General features: G+C 70.7%; 15 protein-coding genes. 7 read left to right on the top strand and 8 right to left on the bottom strand.

The features are described 5' to 3' along the window. Positions 1-94: 94 nt before the first annotated feature. Positions 95-2,941, bottom strand: a complete 2,847-nt coding sequence (gene secA, locus ACFU53_RS36760; RefSeq protein WP_384002686.1) for a preprotein translocase subunit SecA — start codon at positions 2,939-2,941, stop codon at positions 95-97. A gap of 307 nt (positions 2,942-3,248) precedes the next feature. Here secA and ACFU53_RS36755 point away from each other — a divergent pair, with 307 nt between their 5' ends. Beyond that, the gene (locus ACFU53_RS36755; protein WP_384002682.1) at positions 3,249-3,818 is read left to right on the top strand and encodes a GNAT family N-acetyltransferase; all 570 of its coding nucleotides are present in this window, start codon (positions 3,249-3,251) and stop codon (positions 3,816-3,818) included. Positions 3,819-3,996: 178 nt separating this feature from the next. Then, a complete protein-coding gene (locus ACFU53_RS36750) occupies positions 3,997-5,160 on the top strand; it encodes a winged helix-turn-helix domain-containing protein (protein WP_384002679.1) in 1,164 nt (387 codons plus the stop codon). A gap of 39 nt (positions 5,161-5,199) precedes the next feature. Here the strand turns inward: ACFU53_RS36750 and ACFU53_RS36745 are convergent, their stop codons facing one another. The 7 genes from ACFU53_RS36745 to mtnA form a co-directional block, all read right to left on the bottom strand. Then, positions 5,200-5,949: a response regulator gene (locus ACFU53_RS36745; protein ID WP_384002676.1), complete on the bottom strand. Its 750-nt coding sequence runs from the start codon at positions 5,947-5,949 to the stop codon at positions 5,200-5,202. 204 nt (positions 5,950-6,153) lie between these two features. Then, positions 6,154-6,846 carry a ribosome hibernation-promoting factor, HPF/YfiA family gene (hpf, locus tag ACFU53_RS36740; RefSeq protein WP_384002673.1) on the bottom strand — a complete coding sequence of 231 codons (693 nt, stop codon included), beginning with the start codon at positions 6,844-6,846 and terminating at the stop codon, positions 6,154-6,156. Between the two features lie 315 nt (positions 6,847-7,161). Beyond that, positions 7,162-7,953 carry a ComF family protein gene (locus tag ACFU53_RS36735; RefSeq protein WP_384002670.1) on the bottom strand — a complete coding sequence of 264 codons (792 nt, stop codon included), beginning with the start codon at positions 7,951-7,953 and terminating at the stop codon, positions 7,162-7,164. A gap of 482 nt (positions 7,954-8,435) precedes the next feature. Continuing rightward, complete coding sequence (locus tag ACFU53_RS36730; protein ID WP_384002668.1) at positions 8,436-10,271, bottom strand: LpqB family beta-propeller domain-containing protein; 1,836 nt, start codon at positions 10,269-10,271, stop codon at positions 8,436-8,438. Then, positions 10,261-12,348, bottom strand: coding sequence for an MtrAB system histidine kinase MtrB (gene mtrB / locus ACFU53_RS36725; RefSeq protein ID WP_384002664.1), 2,088 nt, complete (start codon positions 12,346-12,348; stop codon positions 10,261-10,263). Before mtrB ends, ACFU53_RS36730 begins: the two co-directional genes overlap by 11 nt. A gap of 1 nt (position 12,349) precedes the next feature. Further along, positions 12,350-13,039: a two-component system response regulator MtrA gene (mtrA, locus tag ACFU53_RS36720; protein WP_384002661.1), complete on the bottom strand. Its 690-nt coding sequence runs from the start codon at positions 13,037-13,039 to the stop codon at positions 12,350-12,352. 8 nt (positions 13,040-13,047) lie between these two features. Continuing rightward, positions 13,048-14,193, bottom strand: coding sequence for an S-methyl-5-thioribose-1-phosphate isomerase (gene mtnA / locus ACFU53_RS36715; RefSeq protein WP_384002695.1), 1,146 nt, complete (start codon positions 14,191-14,193; stop codon positions 13,048-13,050). Positions 14,194-14,333: 140 nt separating this feature from the next. Between mtnA and ACFU53_RS36710 the strand changes: the two genes are divergently transcribed. Genes ACFU53_RS36710 through ACFU53_RS36690 form a run of 5 tightly spaced genes read left to right on the top strand, consistent with a single transcriptional unit; the run spans position 14,334 to position 19,962 of the window. Further along, complete coding sequence (locus ACFU53_RS36710) at positions 14,334-15,743, top strand: glycerophosphoryl diester phosphodiesterase membrane domain-containing protein (protein WP_384002658.1); 1,410 nt, start codon at positions 14,334-14,336, stop codon at positions 15,741-15,743. A 40-nt stretch (positions 15,744-15,783) separates the two neighbouring features. Continuing rightward, the gene (locus ACFU53_RS36705; protein ID WP_384002692.1) at positions 15,784-16,473 is read left to right on the top strand and encodes a DUF4129 domain-containing protein; all 690 of its coding nucleotides are present in this window, start codon (positions 15,784-15,786) and stop codon (positions 16,471-16,473) included. Beyond that, positions 16,470-17,663 (top strand): DUF4350 domain-containing protein, encoded by a 1,194-nt coding sequence (locus tag ACFU53_RS36700; protein WP_384002655.1) that lies wholly within the window; start codon positions 16,470-16,472, stop codon positions 17,661-17,663. Before ACFU53_RS36705 ends, ACFU53_RS36700 begins: the two co-directional genes overlap by 4 nt. Next, the gene (locus tag ACFU53_RS36695; protein ID WP_384002689.1) at positions 17,663-18,652 is read left to right on the top strand and encodes an AAA family ATPase; all 990 of its coding nucleotides are present in this window, start codon (positions 17,663-17,665) and stop codon (positions 18,650-18,652) included. Before ACFU53_RS36700 ends, ACFU53_RS36695 begins: the two co-directional genes overlap by 1 nt. Beyond that, positions 18,652-19,962 carry a DUF58 domain-containing protein gene (locus tag ACFU53_RS36690; RefSeq protein ID WP_384002652.1) on the top strand — a complete coding sequence of 437 codons (1,311 nt, stop codon included), beginning with the start codon at positions 18,652-18,654 and terminating at the stop codon, positions 19,960-19,962. Before ACFU53_RS36695 ends, ACFU53_RS36690 begins: the two co-directional genes overlap by 1 nt. Positions 19,963-20,103: the final 141 nt, after the last annotated feature.

Raw genomic sequence — 20,103 nt, 5'->3', positions numbered from 1 at the left:
CCCCATAGGTGCCCGGCCCTTCGAAGCCTCACGGCCTACTGCTCACCGCTCGCCCCTCACGGGACGTGCTCGCTCGCCCCTCACGGAGCGACCCTCACTTCTTGCGGCGGCGGCTGGTCTTCCCCTGCTGCTTGCGGCGCTCCGCGCGGGTGAGGCCGTCGGCCTCGGAGCGGACGGGTTCGTCCTCGGGCAGGTCGCCCTCGACGATGCCGCCCTCGCCGTCGACGGTCGGCGCGGAGAAGTGGAGGCGGTCACGGCGCTGCGGGGCCTCCAGACCCTTGGCGCGGATCTCCGGCCGGGACGCACCCGCCTGGGCCGGCACCGCGTCGCTCTTGTCCAGAGACGGCTTCGTGTCCTCGACCGGGACCTCCTCGACCTGCTGCTCGACCTGGACCTCCAGGTTGAACAGGTAGCCGACGGATTCCTCCTTGATGCCCTCCATCATGGCGGTGAACATGTCGAAGCCCTCGCGCTGGTACTCGACCAGCGGGTCCTTCTGGGCCATCGCGCGCAGGCCGATGCCCTCCTGGAGGTAGTCCATCTCGTAGAGGTGCTCACGCCACTTGCGGTCCAGCACGGAGAGGACGACCCGGCGCTCCAGCTCACGCATGATCTCGGAGCCGAGCTGCGCCTCACGCGCCTGGTACTGCTCGGTGATGTCGTCCTTGATGGACTCGCCGATGAACTCGGCGGTCAGCCCGGCCCGGTCCCCGGCGGCCTCCTCCAGCTCCTCGACGGTGACCTTCACCGGGTAGAGCTGCTTGAAGGCGCCCCACAGCCGGTCCAGGTCCCACTCCTCGGCGAAGCCCTCGGCGGTCTCGGCGGTGATGTACGCGTCGATGGTGTCGTCCATGAAGTGCTGGATCTGCTCCTGCAGGTCCTCGCCCTCCAGGACGCGCCGACGCTCGCCGTAGATGACCTCGCGCTGCCGGTTGAGGACCTCGTCGTACTTGAGGACGTTCTTCCGGGTCTCGAAGTTCTGCTGCTCGACCTGCGACTGCGCGGAGGCGATCGCGCGGGTGACCATCTTGTTCTCGATCGGCACGTCGTCCGGCACGTTCGCCATGGACATCACGCGCTCGACCATCTGGGCCTTGAACAGGCGCATCAGGTCGTCACCCAGCGACAGATAGAAGCGGGACTCGCCGGGGTCGCCCTGACGGCCGGAACGTCCACGCAGCTGGTTGTCGATACGGCGGGACTCGTGCCGCTCGGTGCCGAGGACGTAGAGCCCGCCGAGGTCCTTGACCTCCTCGAACTCCGCCTTGACCGCTTCCTCGGCCTTGACGAGGGCCTCGGGCAGGGCGTGCGCCCACTCCTCGATGTGCTCCTCGGGGTCGAGGCCGCGCTGACGCAGCTCCGCCTCGGCGAGGTCGTCGGGGTTGCCGCCGAGCTTGATGTCCGTACCACGACCGGCCATGTTGGTGGCGACGGTCACTGCTCCCTTGCGGCCGGCCTGGGCGACGATCGTCGCCTCCCGGTCGTGCTGCTTGGCGTTGAGCACCTCGTGCTGGACACCGCGCTTGCTCAGCTGCTGGGACAGGTACTCGGACTTCTCGACCGACGTCGTACCGACGAGGATCGGCTGTCCCTTCTCGTGCTTCTCGACGATGTCGTCGACGACCGCCTCGAACTTCGCGACCTCGGTGCGGTAGATCAGGTCGGACTGGTCCTTGCGGACCATCGGCCGGTTGGTCGGGATCGGGACGACGCCGAGCTTGTAGATCTGGTGGAATTCGGCGGCCTCGGTCATCGCCGTACCGGTCATGCCGCAGAGGCCGGGCTGTTCCTTGCCGTTGTGGTCGTGGCGCTTGTAGAGGCGGAAGAAGTTCTGCAGGGTGATCGTGGCGAGCGTCTGGTTCTCGTCCTTGATGTCCACCCCTTCCTTCGCCTCGATCGCCTGGTGCATGCCCTCGTTGTAGCGGCGGCCGGCGAGGATACGGCCGGTGTGCTCGTCGACGATCATGACTTCGCCGTCCATGACGACGTAGTCCTTGTCCTTCTTGAAGAGCTCCTTGGCCTTGATGGCGTTGTTCAGGTAGCCCACCAGAGGGGTGTTCACCGACTCGTAGAGGTTGTCGATGCCCAGCCAGTCCTCGACCTTGCCCACGCCGGACTCGTGGATGGCGACCGTACGCTTCTTCTCGTCGACCTCGTAGTCGCCGGTCTCCTCGATGCCCTTGAGGGGCTGGCCGGGCTCGCCCTTCTTCAGGCGGGTGACCAGCTTGGCGAAGTCGCCGTACCACTTGGTGGCCTGGTCGGCCGGGCCGGAGATGATCAACGGCGTACGGGCCTCGTCGACGAGGATGGAGTCGACCTCGTCGACGATCGCGAAGTTGTGGCCGCGCTGGACGAGCTCGTCCTTGGACCACGCCATGTTGTCGCGGAGGTAGTCGAAGCCGAACTCGTTGTTCGTGCCGTAAGTGATGTCGCACGCGTACTGCTCGCGGCGCTGGGCCGGCGTCATGTTGGCGAGGATGCAGCCGACGCTCAGACCCAGGAACTTGTGGACGCGGCCCATCATCTCGGAGTCGCGTTCGGCCAGGTAGTCGTTGACCGTGATCAGGTGGACGCCCTTGCCGGACAACGCGTTCAGATATGCGGGCAGCGTGCCGACGAGGGTCTTGCCCTCACCGGTCTTCATCTCGGCGACATAGCCGAGGTGGAGGGCGGCGCCGCCCATCATCTGCACGTCGTAGTGGCGCTGGCCGAGTGCGCGCTTGGCGCCCTCGCGCACGGTGGCGAACGCCTCGGGGAGCAGGTCGTCGAGGGTCTCACCATCGGCGTACCGCTGCTTGTACTCCTCGGTGAGGGCCCGCAGCTCGGCGTCGGAGAGGTCGACGAAATCCTCTTCGATGGAGTTGACCTGGTCCGCGATGCGGTGCAGCTTGCGCAGGATTTTGCCTTCGCCTGCACGCATGAGCTTCGAGAGGACGGACACGGGGGCTTGTCTCCTTGCCGGTCGGGCCTGGGACGGTCGGTTTCAATGACAGTTGGCAGTTTTCAATCACAGCTTGAGCAACGGCCATCGTAAGCGAGGACCCCGCCGTGCCGGGAGGTCTGGCAGTGACAGCTACCAGGACAACGGGTCGGCGTTGCGGATGGTGCCGCGTTCCGTCCACGAAATGCGCGAATTGTGACCGCCTCCTCACGCACCGCGCCCCCCGCGCCACTCCGCCGCCCCCGCCATCCACAGGACAGCCTCAAATGGGATGGCGCCCTTCCGCTCCGCCGAGCAGAATCGCCCGATGGAACCCGTCACCCTGACCACCGAGCGCCTGCTGCTGCGCACCGTGGACCGGCGCGACACCGACACGGTGTACGCCGCTGCGCAGGATCCGGACATCCAGCGCTGGACCACGATCCCCTCACCGTACCTGCGTGAGCACGCGGAGGGTTTCGTCGAGCAGGCCGTTCCCGAAGGCTGGGCCACCGCCTCGATGTTCACCTTCGGCCTCTTCCTCCCCGCCGGGGAGCTGGCGGGCATGCTCGGCATCACCATGCGCTCCCTCGGCACCGGCGAGATCGGCTTCTGGGCCACCAAGGAACACCGCCGCAACGGCTACATCACCGAGGCCACCCGCGCCGCCGCCCACTGGTCCTTCACGACCCTCGCCCTCGACCGCCTCGAATGGCGCGCCGAAGTGGGCAACACCGCCTCCCGCTCCGTAGCCGAACACACCGGCTTCACCCTCGAAGGCACCCTCAGATCCGCCCTCAACAACAACGGAGTCCGCCGCGACTGCTGGATAGCGTCCTTGCTCCCGTCGGACCTGGGCCTGCCTTCGACGGCCCCGTACTTGCCGGCACGTTCGTAACGGCTGCGGGCAATCGTGCCGCTGGGGCGGCATGGGTGGGCGCAGCGGCACCTCGTAGCGCCGAGTCGCGCAGCCCACCCCCGCCCAGCACCACCGCCGGGCGCCGTGAACCCCCGCCCAAGCTCTCGTTTCCCCAGCTCAGCCCCGCCTGTCAGTCCCCTCCCCTACCCTGCGGAGCATGACCTCCCTCCCGCGCCCCACCACAGAACTCACGGCAGACGAGGCCCGCCGAATCGCCCTCCGGGCGCAGGGCTTCCTCGGCGCCCCGGACCGCAGATCCGGCGTCCGCGGCGTCCTGCGGCACCTGGGCGCGGTCCAACTCGACACCATCTCGGTCCTGGCCCGCTCCCACGAACTCATCCCGTACGCCCGCCTCGGCGCCGTGGGCCGCACCACGGTCGACAAGGCCTACTGGACGGAGACACACGCCTTCGAGTACTGGTCCCACGCCGCCTGCATCCTCCCCATCGAGGAATGGCCCCACTTCGCCTTCCGCCGCCGCGCCTACCGAGCCCGCCCCGGCTGGAACCACCAACTCCCGGACGGCGCCTACGACCGCGTCATCAAACAGCTCCGCACCGAGGGCCCCCTCACGGCCACGGAGCTGGGCGGCGCGAAACGCACCAGCGAATGGTGGGACTGGTCCGGGGAGAAGGTCGCCGTCGAACGCGCCCTGATGTACGGCGAGGTGGTCTGCGTGGAGCGCCGCGGCTGGAAGCGGGTGTACGACCTCGCCGAGCGCGCCGTCCCGGGAACCCTGCTGCACGACGAGCTGGACAACACCGAGTGCGTGCGCCGTCTGGTCCGCCTGGCCGGCGAGGCACTCGGCGTCGGCACCCGCGCGGACATCGCCGACTACCACCGCCTCAGGGGCGAGCAGTTCGACGCGGTGGTCGCCGACTCGGGCCTGGTCCCGGTGACGGTGGAGGGCTGGGCCAAGCCCGCCTGGGCCGACCCGGCTGCCCTGGCCACACCCCCGCGCGGCCGCCACCGCACCACGCTCCTGTCCCCGTTCGACTCCCTGGTCTGGGAACGGGCCCGCACGGAACGCATCTTCGGCTTCACCCACCGCCTGGAGGCCTACGTCCCCAAAGAGAAGCGCGTCCACGGCTACTTCGCGATGCCGGTCCTGTCCGGCGGCCGGCTCGTCGGCCGCGTCGACCCCGCGCGAGACGGCCGCACCCTGGTCGCCAAGCAGGTCACCCTCGACGGCCCCAAGGCGATCCCCGCAGTGGCCCAGGCCCTCCTGGAGGCGGCGACCTGGGTGGACTGCACGGACGTACGCGTGGAGCGAGTGGACGCCCCGGAACTGCGCGAGCCCTTGGTACGCGCCCTGACGTGACCCGGCGGCCCAGCGACCCGGTGGAGCCGTCGACCCGGCCTAGCGGATCTCGAGGATCTTCTCCCGCATCGCGTACACCACGGCCTCCATCCTGGAGTGCAGCTGAAGCTTCTCCAGGATGTTGCGCACGTGGTTCTTCACGGTGTTCTCGGAAATGAACAGTTCCTTGGCGATGTCCCGGTTGTTCATTCCGGTCGCCACGAGCTTGAGCACTTCCAGTTCCCGGTCCGTCAGCCGCGGCGCCGGCACGAGGCGTCGCTCGTCGGTCCGCTGAATCATGGACTTGAACTCGGTGAGCAACTTCGACGCCATCGACGGGCTGATCTGCGACTGGCCGTCAGCGACCGCGCGAATGGCCGTGGCCACCTCGTCCGTGGAGATCTCCTTGAGGAGATAACCGGTCGCCCCTGCCTTGATCGCGTCGTAGAGGTCGGCCTCCTCGTCGCTGATCGTCAACATAATGATCTTTGCGCTGGGGGCCACCTCCTTGATGGAGGTGCACGCCTCGATACCGCCGCGCTTGGGCATCCGTACGTCCATCAGCACGATGTCGGGCAGCAGATCCGCGGCCTTGTCGACCGCCTCCGCCCCGTCACCGGCCTCGCCGACGACCTGAATGTCCTCCTCGGCGGCGAGCACGATCTCCAGACCGCGGCGGAAAAGCGCATGGTCGTCCACGACAAGGACCCGGATCGGCTCCTTTCGCGGGGCGCCTGCGGCGGAGCCCATGCCGACGGAGCCTTCGTCGGCCTCCTCGTCACGCATCGGTCCGAAACTGCTGTCCGCCATCGTTCCTCCCCCTGAAGGCCGTGGCCTGTGTTTCTGTGCCATTGCCAACCCAAGGCAACGACCCCCCGGTTGGGGCCGGTTCGGCCATGATTCCATGCCCGGCCCACCCTGCGGTGACAGAGCGGGCCCCGAGGGGTCGCACACCGGTGCCCCTGGGGGCGCACAAGCGCTCCAGGGGCACCGGCTCAGCTGTCACCGGCGCGGTCAGCCGCCGAGTGCGCCGCCCGCGGCGTCCGAATGCGCCTGGGCGACCATCGGGTCCGTGCTGAGGTGGATGACGCCGTAGTCGTAGGCGTGCCGCCGGTAGACGACACTCGGTTCCTTGGTCTCGGAGTCGACGAAGAGGTAGAAGTCGTGCCCGACCAGTTCCATCTCGTAGAGAGCCTGGTCGAGGGTCATCGGGGAAGCGACATGGGTCTTCTCGCGGACGATGAGGGGGCCTTCGCCCTTCACTTCCAGCGAGCCGATCTTCTTGGTGGGCACGCCGTCCGGCTTCTCCTCGTCGGCGACGTATCCGTTGCCGTTGAGGGTCGCCACGCCGGGGACGTGGTCGGCGACCTCCGCGGCCGTGAGCCTGCGCGCGCCTCGGCGCGTGTAACGCTTGTCGTGCTGCTTGCGCAGCCGGGCTTCCAGCTTGTCCGCCGCCAGGTCGAGCGCCGCATACGGATCGCTTGCCGCTGCCTCCGCCCGGATCACCGGCCCGCGGGAGTGGAGCGTGATCTCCACCCGGTCACTGCGGTCGGCCTGTCGGGGGTTGGGCTCCTTGGACACCTCGACGTCGAGGCTGATCACCTTGCCGTCGAGCTTCTGGATCTTCTCCAGCTTCAGCTTCTCGGCCACGTGCTTGCGGAACCGCTCGGGCACCTCGGTCTTGCGGCCCTTGACGACGATGTCCACGCAGAACTCCGTTCCCGGATCGCTCCGCTCCACTGGCGGAGCATCTCCCTTGTGCACCAGGTTCCGGTGGCTCCCGGAACCGCGGACTCGGTGACTTCCACCTCCTCCTCCCCCGTGGACAAGATCTCCACCCCACCGGCGCAGGGTGATTCGGAAAACCCGCAGCACAGCATTCGGATATGTGGTGAACGGCCGGGGCCATTCCCTCACAACCGAACATATCTCGCCCGGACGGATGTCGTCACCCTCTACCGAGGCGTACCTCCGTTCAGGTGAATTGACCCTCTCATTACCTGCAACGATGCAAGTTCTCTGTCAGTTCCGGTTTATTTGGAAAGAGTCGAGCGGCGCGGCGACCACCGCCGCGCGGATCCCGTCTCCGGCGCCGTCCGCGCCCGCCATTCCCGTTACCCCTTGTGTTCGCGCCGACTCCTTTGCCTTTCGTTCCGCGTCGAAGTCCCTCGACCCGGCCGCCCACCCGTCCCTGGCCGCCCGCACCGCCCGGGCCGCCTCCGCGAGCGAGGCACCGGTCGTCATCAGGTCGTCCACGAGCACGACCACGCCGCCGCCCAGCAGCCGGGCACCCCCGGCGGCCACCTCCAGGGCACCCGCGAGGTTGTCCAGCCGCTGCCGGGAGTCCAGCCCCGACTGGTCGGCCACGGCACGCCGCTGCCGCAGCACCCCGGCCACCCGGGCCGGCGTCCCGGTGCGTCGCAGCACCCCGGCGGCCGCGAGCGCGATCCGCCGTGCCGGGTCGTGCCCCCGCGCCCGCACCGCCCGCCGCGCGGACGGCACCGGGACCATCAGCACCGGCCCGTCACCACCCGCCCGTACGGCCCCTGCCAAGGCCGTGCCGAGCGGTCCGGCGAGCGCCAGCGCACCCCGTTCCTTGTGCGCGATCAGCGTGGCCCGCGCCGCGTCCTCGTACGGAGCCGCAGCGTGCACCACGGGCAACCCCGACGGCTCCGGCACCGGTCGCACCCGGCACGGTGCGGCCCCGGTCAGAGCCGCGCGGCACTCCGGGCAGAGCACCGCGCGAGGCCTCCCGCAGCCTCCGCACTCGGCCGGCAGCACCAGGTCCGTGAGGTCCTGCCACCACCCCCGCATGCCCACCACTGTGCCAACGCATGCGAAGCCCTGCCACCCCTGTGGACAACCGCCTGTGGACAACTCACCGAAACCGCAGAGGGGTTGTCATCCATACGAACGATGGGTGCCCGAAAAAGACCGACTGTCACCATAAAAAGACCGAACGGCACACTCGACCTCGACGTTCTGCCCTTCGACTGGCCCGCCCGCCGCCGGGGCTGGGGGGCACCAGGGCCCACGGCGCACAAGCTCCGCTCGGCGGCGAGGGCCGGACTTGGCCACACCCTCCGGACAAGCCGCCGGTGGACGGCCGGGGCGACACCCGAACCACCGACCCCGCTCCCCGGCATCCGCGGACACAGCGACCGCCGGGGGCACCCCTGCGCAGCCCGCCCGCCCTGTCGGCATCCGACGAACACGGCGGCCTGCCGACGGGTCACCCCCGCAGAGCCCCCAGCCTCACCGGACAGCCTCACCGGACGCACCGCCAGCCACGGCCCTCACCCCGGATAGACCGGCGCCGACCCTTCCTTGACCACCGTCTGCCACTGCGCCCCCGGGGACAGCCGGACGATCCCGTCGGCCGAATGCGCGACCAGCGGCTGGCTCTCGTCCTCGGACGCGGCGACCTCCTCCACGCCGGTGAGCGCGGAGGGCCCGGAGTCCGGCGTCGGGGAGCCGTCGACCCGGACGTACCGCATCTGCTGCACACCGCGGGGTTCGCGCCCCACGACCACGAGTTGACTGTCGCCCGCCCACGACATGGCGGTGACGTCCTCCAGATCCGGTGTCACGGACCGCAGTTCGACGATCGAGACGGTGGTGCTCTCCGCGTCGGCGTCCCGCTCGATGCGCCCGATGTACAGCGCCCGCTTGCCCTCGTTCTCCAGGATCAGCGCGACCCGCACCCCGTCGGCGGCCACACGCACCGCCTCGATGCGTCCGTCGAGGTTGGGCGTCCTGACCTCCAGCGGCTCGCCCATGCCGTCCGCCAGGACCAGCAGCCGGGGCTTCTTGGGGTCACGGTCGGCCACCCACAGGTCGCCCCGCCCGTCCCAACTGGGCGTCGTCAGCCGGTCCTTCGCGGTGGCACCGGTGCTGCGCAGCACCGGATCGCCGAGCGTGCCACCCGCCGTCAGCGGCGACACGTACAGCTCGCTCCCGTCGGCCGACACACCGGCCGCCCGGTCCTCACCACGCGACACGGCGGCGGACCGCAACGGCTTCTCGCCCTCACCGAGCGCGCCGGGAACGGCCGTCGGCGTGGTCACCGGGTCCTGCTCGGACAGCCGTACGAGCTTGTGGTCGCCGTCGATGAGGTACTCGTACGCCGCGCTCTTGCCGAAGCCGTGCGAGGCGATGATGTCGGCCTCGCTCTCACCGACCACGCACAGCTGCGCGCCGGTCGACCCCTGCAGCTCCACGTCGTCCACACCCGTGGGCATGTAGTCCTGAAGCGTGAAGAGGAGTTGGGCGGCCATCTCCTTGCATCGGCTGGCCGAGACGCGGTCGGCCTTCTTGTTCAGCGGCACGACCAGCCTGTTCTGATCGTCGGGCGTCAGCGCCCGGGTGCCCTTCTTCAAGGCCGTACCGGAGGGGAAACTCGTCCTCGCGACCGGGTTGAGCCATCTCGTGGGGCCCTTCAGCAGATCCCGGACCACCTGGGTCACCGGGTCGACCTGGCTGCGCACATAGACCGGGTCGGCGACCGTCCCCGGCTCCCCGGACTGCGCGGCGGAGGTGAAGTAGTACTTGTTGATGGACTTGTAGTTGCGCTCGAAGTCCGACCTGCCGAGCACCACGCCCGGCGGCAGCTCGTCGATGCGCCACTGCTTGGTGTCCTTCACGCGCGTGAGGTGCACGGTCCGGCGGTACTGGCCGCCGGCGGGCTTGTACGCGTGCTGCCCGTCCACCAGAGCGACCTTCTCGCCGGACAGCTCGTACCGGTACTCGTCGGCCTCCGGCCGGTCCCCCGTGACCTGGGTGTAAGGGATCGGTGCCTCGTCGAGGACCGTGGTCGACTCGCCCGGCGCCCAGTTCTTGAGCGCGTCGCCGGTCAGGTATTTGCGGGCCGTCTCGTAGTCCAGATCATCGCTGGTCAGGGCCTCGAGGAAACCCTGCACGATCTCCCGCGGCTCGGCGTCCTCCGCGGGCGGCAGCGCGAAGACCCGCACCTGAGCATCCTGCCTCGGCGTGGACTCGACATCACGCATGTCCCCGCTGTCCGGCATCGAGGCGCACCCCGCCAGCAGTACGGCACTGATGCCGACATACCCGATGCGCGACGTCGCCCGCACCGGACGCCTGCGGCCGCGTTTCGCGCGGTCAGCGCCCACGGAATGCCTCCCCCTGCTCGTGCTGCCGCTCCGCATCGCTCTCCGCCGGCCTCTCCTCGGCCCGTCCCGCACCCTCGTCGGGCCGCCGCGCGGGTGATACCGGGGACGGTGTCGCGGACGGCATGCCGGGCCGGGGCACCACGCGCGCGCCGTTGCCCGGCAGCGCCGTCGGATCGGCCGTGGGAGCCTGTCCGGCGCCCGGCCGGGGCCCTATGGCCGCCCTCGCGGCCCCGTGCTCACCGGCCTGGACCGGCACCGTGGCGAGCTTGCCGCTGCCACCGAGCGGCAGACCGGCGTCGTTGAGGCCACGATGGCGCTTGGAGTCCTTCGGTTCCAGCGGTATCGGAGACCCCCGCAGCGGCTCGTCGGCCGTCCTCGGCAGGGTGAGCCGGAACTGCGAACCGCCGCCCGGCTCACCCCACGCCTGCAGCCAGCCTCCGTGCAGCCGGGCGTCCTCCAGGGCGATGGACAGCCCCAGCCCCGTACCGCCGGTGGTACGCGCGCGTGCCGGGTCGGCCCGCCAGAAACGGCTGAACACCCTGGTCGCCTCGCCCGGCTTGAGCCCCACCCCGTAGTCCCGCACCGCGACCGCGACCGCGCCACCCGCCGCCGCCAGCTTGACCACGACGTCCTTGCCCTCGCCGTGCTCCACGGCGTTGACCACGAGGTTGCGCAGCACCCGCTCCACCCGTCGGGCGTCGGCCTCGGCCACGACGGGCTGCTGGTCCCCCAGGACCCGTATCCGCGTCCCCTTGCGCTCGGCGAGCGGCTCGGCCCCGCTGACGACCTTCCGCACGACCTCGCGCAGGTCTATCGGCTCGGCCTCCAGGGCCGCCGCGCCCGCGTCGAACCGACTGATTTCCAGCAGGTCCGCGAGCAGCGACTCGAACCGGTCCAGCTGGTCGGCGAGCAGCTCGGCGGACCGCGCGGTGATCGGGTCGAAGTCCACGCGCGCGTCGTGGATGACGTCCGCCGCCATCCGCACGGTCGTCAGCGGTGTACGCAGCTCGTGCGACACGTCGGAGACGAACCGCCGCTGCATCCGCGACAGGTCCTCCAGCTGCTGGATCTTCAGCTGTAGGTTCTGCGCCATCTTGTTGAAGGCCTCGCCGAGTCGTGCGATGTCGTCCTCGCCGCTGACCTTCATCCGTTCCTGCAGGCGTCCGGCGGACAGCCGCTCGGCGATCCCGGCCGCCATCCGCACGGGCGTGACGACCTGGCGCACCACGAGCCAGGCGATGGCCCCGAGCAGCACGACGACGAACAGCCCGGCCGTCGCCAGCGTCCCCTTGACCAGGCTCAGTGACTTCTCCTCCTGGGTGAGCGGGAAGAGGTAGTACAGCTGGTACGAGTTGCTGTTGGGGTCGCTGACCTGCTTGCCGATGATCAGCCCCGGCTGGGACTCCTGGCCGTTGTCGTAGTAGATCCGCGTGTAGCTCTGGACGGCACCGGTGCCGTCGTCGACCTGCTCACGCAGCCCCACGGGCACGCTGAGGTCCCATTTCACGCCTCCGGAGGCACGCGGTCCCAGGCCCCCGGTGTCGCCGTCGGCGGAGGCGGGGCTGAGCGTCACGACGTCGAACGCGCCCTGGCCGCCGCTGGACAGCGAACTCACGAGGTTGGTCATCCACTCGACGACGTTCTGCACCCGGTCGCCGTCCGGCTCCGCGGTGTCGTTCCCGGCCGCGCTCGCCTCACTGTCCGCCTTCTGCTCGGCGACCGTGAAACCGCCGGTGGCCTGGCTCTGCGAGGCCTTGACCTTGGCGTCCAGCAGTCCGTTACGGACCTGCCCGATGACGACGAAGCCCAGCAGCAGCACAACGCTGAGCGACATCAGCAGGGTCGTCACGACGATCCTGAGCTGGATGTTGCGCCGCCACAACCGCATCACGGGCAGCAACGGGCGACGCACCCAGCGCATGAACAGCCTCAGGACCGGGCTGCCCTGGACTCCGCCCTGCAGCAACCCGCCCTCGAGGAACCGCCCCCAGCGGGAACCCGACGGTTTCCGGCCGACAGGCCGCTCCGCGCGGGTCCCCGGCTGGCCGGGCGCCGAAGCGGCACTGTCACCGGACATGTCAGCTGGGTCCTGCCTTGTATCCGACACCACGGACGGTCACCACGATCTCCGGCCGCTCCGGGTCCTTCTCGACCTTGGAACGCAGCCGCTGCACATGAACGTTCACCAGACGGGTGTCCGCAGCGTGGCGGTACCCCCAGACCTGCTCCAGCAGGACCTCCCGAGTGAACACCTGCCACGGCTTCCGCGCCAGCGCGACCAGTAGATCGAACTCCAGCGGCGTCAGCGCGATCGACTGCCCTTCACGCTTCACGGAGTGCCCGGCCACATCGATGACCAGGTCACCTATGGCGAGCTGCTCCGGCGCCGGCTCCTCCGACCGCCGCAGCCGCGCCCGGATCCGGGCCACCAGCTCCTTCGGCTTGAACGGCTTCACGATGTAGTCGTCCGCGCCCGACTCCAGGCCGACCACCACATCGACGGTGTCGCTCTTGGCCGTGAGCATCACGATCGGCACCCCGGACTCCGCCCTGATCAGGCGGCACACCTCGATCCCGTCCCGGCCCGGCAGCATCAGATCCAGCAGCACCAGATCCGGCTTGGCCTCACGGAACGCGGCCAGCGCCCTGTCGCCGTCGGCTACGAAAGACGGCTCAAAACCTTCACCACGCAACACAATGCCGAGCATCTCGGCCAGTGCGGTGTCGTCGTCGACGACAAGGACTCGTCCCTTCATGAATGCCATCATCCCATTAACTAAATCGTTACCTGGCGTGACCTGTCACACAGCTCGGCAAGCGCATCAGCGGTCACGGGCGACACAGCCCCCTCCTCGGTGACGATCGCCGTCACCAACTCGGGCGGCGTCACATCGAACGCCGGGTTGTACGCCTGGGTCCCCAGGGGTGCCACCGCGATCCCGCCTCCCGCCTCTGCTCCCACCACCGGCACCTGAGGTGACGTGATCTCGGTCACCTCATGACCCGCGCGCTGTTCTACCTCGATGGACGCCCCGTCCGGGGTGTCCGGATCCACCGTCGTCACCGGCGCCACCACGATGAACGGCACATGGTGATACCGGGCAAGGACGGCGAGCGGGTAAGTCCCCACCTTGTTCGCCACCGAACCGTCGGCGGCGATCCGGTCGGCCCCCACCAGCACCGCGTCCACCTCCCCGGCCGCGAACAACGAGCCCGCGGCATTGTCCGTCAGCAAGGTGTACGCCATTCCGCTGCGCGCCGCCTCATAAGCGGTCAGCCGGGCACCCTGCAGCAACGGCCGCGTCTCGTCCACCCACAGCCGACGCAGCCGCCCCGCCCGGTGCGCGGCGAGCGCCACTGCGAACGCCGTGCCCTCACCCCCCGACACGAGCGACCCGGTGTTGCAGTGCGTGAGAACCCGGTGCCCGCCGCCCGGCAGCAGCTCGTCGAGCAGCGCCAGCCCGTGCACGGCCATGCGGGAACTGGCCTCGGCGTCCTCCCGGTGCAGCGCCCGCGCCGCGACGAGCGCCGCCTCGGCGGCCTGCTTCTGATCGCCCGTCCGGCCGAACTCGGCCCGGTGCGCGGCCCGCGCCCGGCGCACACCGACCGCGAGGTTCACCGCGGTGGGCCGGGCACCCTCGAGCGCCCCGGCGGCCTCCTCCACGTCGAACCCGCGCGCGGCGGCGAGCGCGACGCCGTAAGCCCCGGCGATCCCCAGCAGCGGCGCCCCGCGCACGGCGAGCGAACGGATCGCCTCCACCAGCGCGGGCGCGTCCGTGCACACCAGCTCAACCTCCTCGGCGGGCAGCCTCGTCTGGTCGAGAAGGACCAGGACGGGGCCTTCGGGTGGCTCGTCCCAACGGATCGCGGATATCCCGGTCGGCCGGATGTCGTCGCCGAATTGCGCGTACTGATCAGCCATGCGGTCAGTCTGCCCCGTATCCGTCGGACAATTGAAGGTGCGCAGCACATACGGCCCCCGGTCACTTCCCGGACACCGCGTGGCACGATGGGCGCCAACCTGCCGCCGCGACCGCGGACGAGCACCGTGAAGGAGCGACGATGAAGGACACTCCGGGCTGGGCCTCGCCCGGATCCGCCCCCTCGGGCGGCCAGGAGCCGGACCAGCAGAGCTCCGCGCAGTCGGCGGACCAGACCGGCGCCGACCAAGTGCAGCCGACGGACCGGACCGGCGCGGACCAGGCACAGCCGACGCCCCGGACCGGCGCGGACCAGGCACAGCCGCCGTCCAACTGGTCCAAGGCGCAGCCACCGCCCGCCCAGTGGTCCGCTCCGACCCCGCAGGCCCCCGGCCAGACCCCGCCGCCACCACCACCGCCCGTCCCGGGCTGGGGCGGCCACCCCGGCCCCCAGCACCCCGGCCCCGGCGGCTACGGCCCGCCCGGTGGCCACGGAGCCCCCGGCGGCCACCCCGGCTACGGCGCTCCCGGCTGGGGCGGCGGCTGGGGCGGCCCCCCGCCCGCGGCCAAGCCCGGTGTGATCCCGCTGCGCCCGCTCGGCATCGGCGAGATCCTCGACGGCGCGGTCTCCACCATGCGCACGCACTGGCGCACGGTCCTCGGCATCTCCCTGGCCGTCGCGGTCATCACCCAGGTCGGGGTCATCCTGCTCCAGGGCCTCGTCCTCGACGACACCGCGAGCTCGGACGCCCTCAACGACCCGACCGCCACCCCCGGCGAGCTGGGCCGCGCCCTGGGCGACACCCTGGTGAGCACCTCCGTCGTCATGGTGATCTCCCTGCTGGGCACCATCATCGCGACGGCCCTGCTCACGACCGTGACCAGCCGCGCCGTCCTCGGCAAGTCGGTGACCACCGCCGAGGCCTGGCGGGACGCCCGCCCGCAACTCCTCAGGCTGGGCGGGCTGACCGTCCTGCTGCTCCTGATCGCCGTCCTGATCATGGCCGTGGGTATCGTGCCCGGCATCCTCCTCGCCGCCGGCGGCTCCGCCGGTGGAGGCGTACTCCTCGCCCTCTTCGGCGGCCTCGGCGCCTTCGTCCTCACCGTGTGGCTGATGATCCGCTTCTCGCTCGCCTCGCCCGCCCTGATGCTGGAGAAGCAAGGCGTTCGGAAGTCGCTGGGCCGCTCCGTCAAGCTCGTACGCGGCTCCTGGTGGCGGGTCCTCGGCATCCAACTGCTCGCCGCGATCATCGCCTACGTCGTCGCGTCGATCGTCGTGATCCCCTTCTCCTTCGCGGGCGCGGCCCTGGACGGGGACGGCATCTCCGGCCTCCTCGCCACCGGGGGCACCGCCCTCGGCTGGACCTACCTCGTCATCAGCGGCGTCGGCGCGGTGATCGGGTCCACGCTCACCTTCCCGATCAGCGCGGGCGTCACCGTGCTCCTCTACATCGACCAGCGCATCCGCCGCGAGGCCCTCGACCTCGAACTGGGCCGCGCCGCCGGTCTTCAGGGCTACGGCGACGCCCCCGGCGCCACCCCGGGGAGCTGATGGGGTGAGACTGTCGGGGGGACCGCTGACAGCCGTACCGATGTCGTGGCGCTCGGCGGACGAGCCACCCGTCACCCTCCCGCGCGACCCCGCGCGGGAGGCGGCCCGGCGTGAGCTGTCCAAGGGCATGTACCACGAGAACGACCCCAGTTGGTACGAGCGAGCCATGGACGCCTTCTGGGAGTGGCTCGACAAGGTGTTCGGCGCCGCCTCGGCCGCCACCCCGGGCGGCATGCTCGGCCTCGTCGTCATCGTCCTGGCCGTACTGGCCCTCCTGGGAGCGCTGTGGTGGCGTCTCGGGGCCCCGCGCCGCGCCCCCGTCTCGTCCACCGTGCTCTTCGACGACCGACCCCGCAGCGCCGCCGAACACCGCGCCGCCGCCGAGGCACAGGCCGCCCAGGGCCAATGGAACCAGGCCGTCCAGGAACGCATGCGTGCCGTTGTCCGCTCCTTGGAGGAACGCGCCCTGCTCGACGTACGCCCCGGCCGCACCGCCGACGAGGCGGCCTCCGGAGCAGGCTTGGTACTTCCCACCCACGCAGACCGACTGCACACCGCCGCCCGGGACTTCGACGACGTCACATACGGCGGCCGATCCGCGGCCGAAGGAACGTACCGCCGGCTCGCCGCCCTCGACACCGACCTGGAGCGCACCAAGCCCGCACTGGCGAGCAACGCCGCCGGCACCGCGAGCACGGCCCTGAGCACCCGCCCGGGAGCCGCCGAATGACCACCGAGGCCACGCTCCCGTCCACGTCGGTCTCGCCCACGGCCCGCCAGGTGTGGACCCGCGCGCGCGGTGTCGTGCTCGCAACTCTGATACTCCTGGCGGCGGCAGTCGTGATCGCCGTGATCCGCTCCGGCGCCGAACACGGCCGCCTGGATCCGCGCTCCGCCGACACCGACGGCAGCCGCGCCGTCGCCGAACTCCTCGACGACCGGGGCGTGTCCACCCGGCTGGTCACCACCCTCGACGAGGCGAGCGCCGCGGCCGGCCCGGACACCACCCTCCTGGTCGCCGTCCCGGACCTGCTGACCGACTCCCAGCAGAGCCGCCTCCGCGCGGCGACCGAGGCCTCCGGCGGCCGCACGGTCCTCGTCGCCCCCGGCTCCCCGTCCGTGAGCACCCTCGCCCCCGGAGTCACCGCCGACGCCGCCCTCAGCCTGGACTCCACGCTCACGCCCCGCTGCGAGCTGCCCGCTGCCCGCCGCGCGGGCGGCGCCGACACCGGCGGGGTCCGCTACCACGTCATCGCCGGCACGGCCGACACCTGCTACCCCGAGAACGGCCTGCCCACCCTGGTGCGCGTCCCGGCAGCCGAAGGGGGCGGTGACGCCATCGTCCTCGGCGCCCCCGACATCCTCCTCAACAGCAGCCTCGACGAGCAGGGCAACGCCTCCCTCGCCCTCCAACTCCTCGGCTCGCGCCCTCATGTGGTCTGGTACCTCCCCTCGCTCTCCGACGACTCGGCCCCCGACTCCGGCAACCGCAGCTTCTTCGACCTGCTCCCCTCGGGCTGGTTCTGGGGCACCCTGCAACTCTTCGTCGCCGGCGCCCTGGCCGCACTCTGGCGGGCACGCCGACTCGGCCCCCTGGTGCCCGAGAAACTCCCCGTCGCGATCCGCGCCTCCGAAACCGTCGAAGGCCGCGCCCGCCTCTACCGCAAGGCCAACGCCCGCGACCGCGCGGCCGCCGCTCTTCGCTCCACCACCCGCACGCGTCTCGCCCCCCTCGTAGGTGTCCCCGTCTCCCGGGCGCACACGCCCGAGGCCCTGCTCCCCGCCTTGTCCGCCCACCTCCACGGCGACGGACAGCCCCTGCACGCCCTCCTCTTCGGCCCGCCGCCCAGCGACGACACGGCCCTCATCGCCCTCACCGACCAACTCGACGCCCTCGAAAGAGAGGTACGCCGTTCATGATGGACCCGACCACTGACAACGCCGGGACCGCCGGGGATCCGGGCGCCGCCCGAGCCTCCCTGGAGGCCCTGCGCGCCGAGATCGCCAAAGCCGTGGTCGGCCAGGACCCCGCCGTGACCGGCCTCGTCGTCGCCCTCCTCTGCCGCGGACACGTCCTATTGGAAGGAGTCCCTGGAGTAGCCAAAACGTTGCTCGTCCGCGCCCTCGCATCCGCGCTCGAACTCGACACCAAGCGTGTCCAGTTCACCCCGGACCTCATGCCGAGCGACGTCACCGGCTCGCTCGTCTACGACACCCGCACCGCCGAGTTCTCCTTCCAGCCCGGCCCGGTCTTCACCAACCTGCTCCTCGCCGACGAGATCAACCGCACCCCGCCGAAGACCCAGTCCTCCCTGCTGGAGGCCATGGAGGAAGGCCAGGTCACGGTCGACGGCACTCCACGCCTGCTCCCCGACCCGTTCCTGGTCGCAGCGACCCAGAACCCGGTCGAGTACGAGGGCACGTACCCCCTACCCGAAGCCCAACTGGACCGCTTCCTCCTCAAACTGACGATCCCGCTCCCGTCCCGCGAAGACGAGATCAACGTCCTCACCCGCCACGCCGAGGGTTTCAACCCGCGCGACCTGGGCGCCGCCGGCGTACGCCCCGTCGCTAACGCTGCCGACCTCGAAGCCGCCCGCGCCGCCGTGGCCAAGACGACGGTCTCCCCCGAGATCACCGCCTACGTGGTGGACATCTGCCGCACCACCCGCGAGTCCCCGTCCCTCGCCCTCGGCGTCTCCCCCCGAGGCGCCACGGCCCTCCTCGCGGCTTCCCGCGCCTGGGCCTGGCTGACGGGCCGCGACTACGTCATCCCCGACGACGTCAAGGCGCTCGCGCTCCCGGCACTCCGCCACCGCGTCCAGCTCCGCCCGGAGGCCGAGATGGAAGGCGTGACAGCCGACTCGGTCATCAACGCGATCCTCGCCCACGTCCCCGTCCCCCGCTGATGGCCCCCACCGGACGCGCCGCACTCCTCGCGGCCCTCGGCACCCTCCCCGTCGGCGTCTGGGAGCCCAGCTGGACGGGCATCCTCGCCGTGAACACCCCCCTGGCCCTGGCGTGCGCCTGCGACTACGCCCTCGCCGCGCCAGTGCGCCGCCTGGGCTTCATTCGCTCCGGCGACACCTCCGCGCGCCTGGGCGAAACCGCGGACGTCACTCTCACGGTCACCAACCCCTCCAAACGCCCCCTGCGCGCCCACCTCCGCGACGCCTGGCCGCCCAGCAGCTGGCTGCCCGGTTCCGAAGTGGCCGCCTCCCGCCACCGCCTCACGATCCCCCCGGGCGAGCGCCGCCGCGTCACCACCCACTTGCGCCCCACCCGCAGAGGCGACCGACAGGCCGACAGGGTCACGATCCGCTCGTACGGCCCCCTAGGCCTCTTCGCCCGCCAGAGCAGCCACAAAGTCCCCTGGACCGTACGTGTGCTCCCCCCGTTCACCAGCCGCAAGCACCTGCCGTCCAAGCTGGCCCGCCTGCGCGAACTCGACGGCCGCACCAGCGTCCTGACCCGAGGCGAGGGCACGGAGTTCGACAGTCTCCGCGAGTACATCCCCGGCGACGACACCCGCTCCATCGACTGGCGCGCCACGGCCCGCCAGTCCTCGCTGGCCGTACGCACCTGGCGTCCCGAACGCGACCGCCACATCCTCCTGGTCCTGGACACCGGCCGAACCTCTGCGGGCCGTGTGGGCGACGCACCCCGTCTCGACGCCTCCATGGACGCTGCCCTCCTCCTGGCCGCCCTCGCCTCCCGCGCCGGCGACCGCGTGGATCTCCTGGCCTACGACCGCCGCGTACGAGCTCTCGTCCAGGGCCGCACAGCGGGCGACGTCCTCCCATCCCTGGTCAACGCCATGGCCCCTCTCGAACCGGAACTCGTCGAGACGGACGCCCGTGGCCTCACAGCCACCGCTCTCCGTACGGCCCCCCGTCGCGCCCTGATCGTCCTCCTCACCACCCTGGACGCGGCGCCCGTCGAACAGGGCCTTCTCCCCGTCCTGTCCCGCCTCACCCAACGCCATTCGGTCCTGGTGGCCTCGGTCGCCGATCCGCACATCGCCCGCATGGCCGACTCCCGAGGCACCACGGAAGCCGTCTACGAGGCCGCAGCAGCCGCCCAGGCCCAAGCAGACCGCCACCGCACCGCAGAACAACTCCGCCGCCACGGCGTCACAGTCGTCGACGCGACCCCGGACAACCTGGCGCCGGCCCTGGCCGACGCCTATCTGGCGCTGAAGGCAGCAGGGCGCCTCTGATTCCTCAATTCTCCGGAATCCAGGCCCTAGAAAGGGGAGAACCCCTAAACGCAGAAAGGCCCACACCATAAGGTGTGGGCCTTTCGCAATATTTGTTCGGCGGCGTCCTACTCTCCCACAGGGTCCCCCCTGCAGTACCAT

The sequence above is a fragment of the Streptomyces sp. NPDC057474 genome (assembly GCF_042802555.1).
In the GTDB taxonomy this organism is placed as follows: Bacteria; Actinomycetota; Actinomycetes; order Streptomycetales; family Streptomycetaceae; genus Streptomyces.
This window is presented reverse-complemented; position numbering and strand designations above follow the sequence as displayed.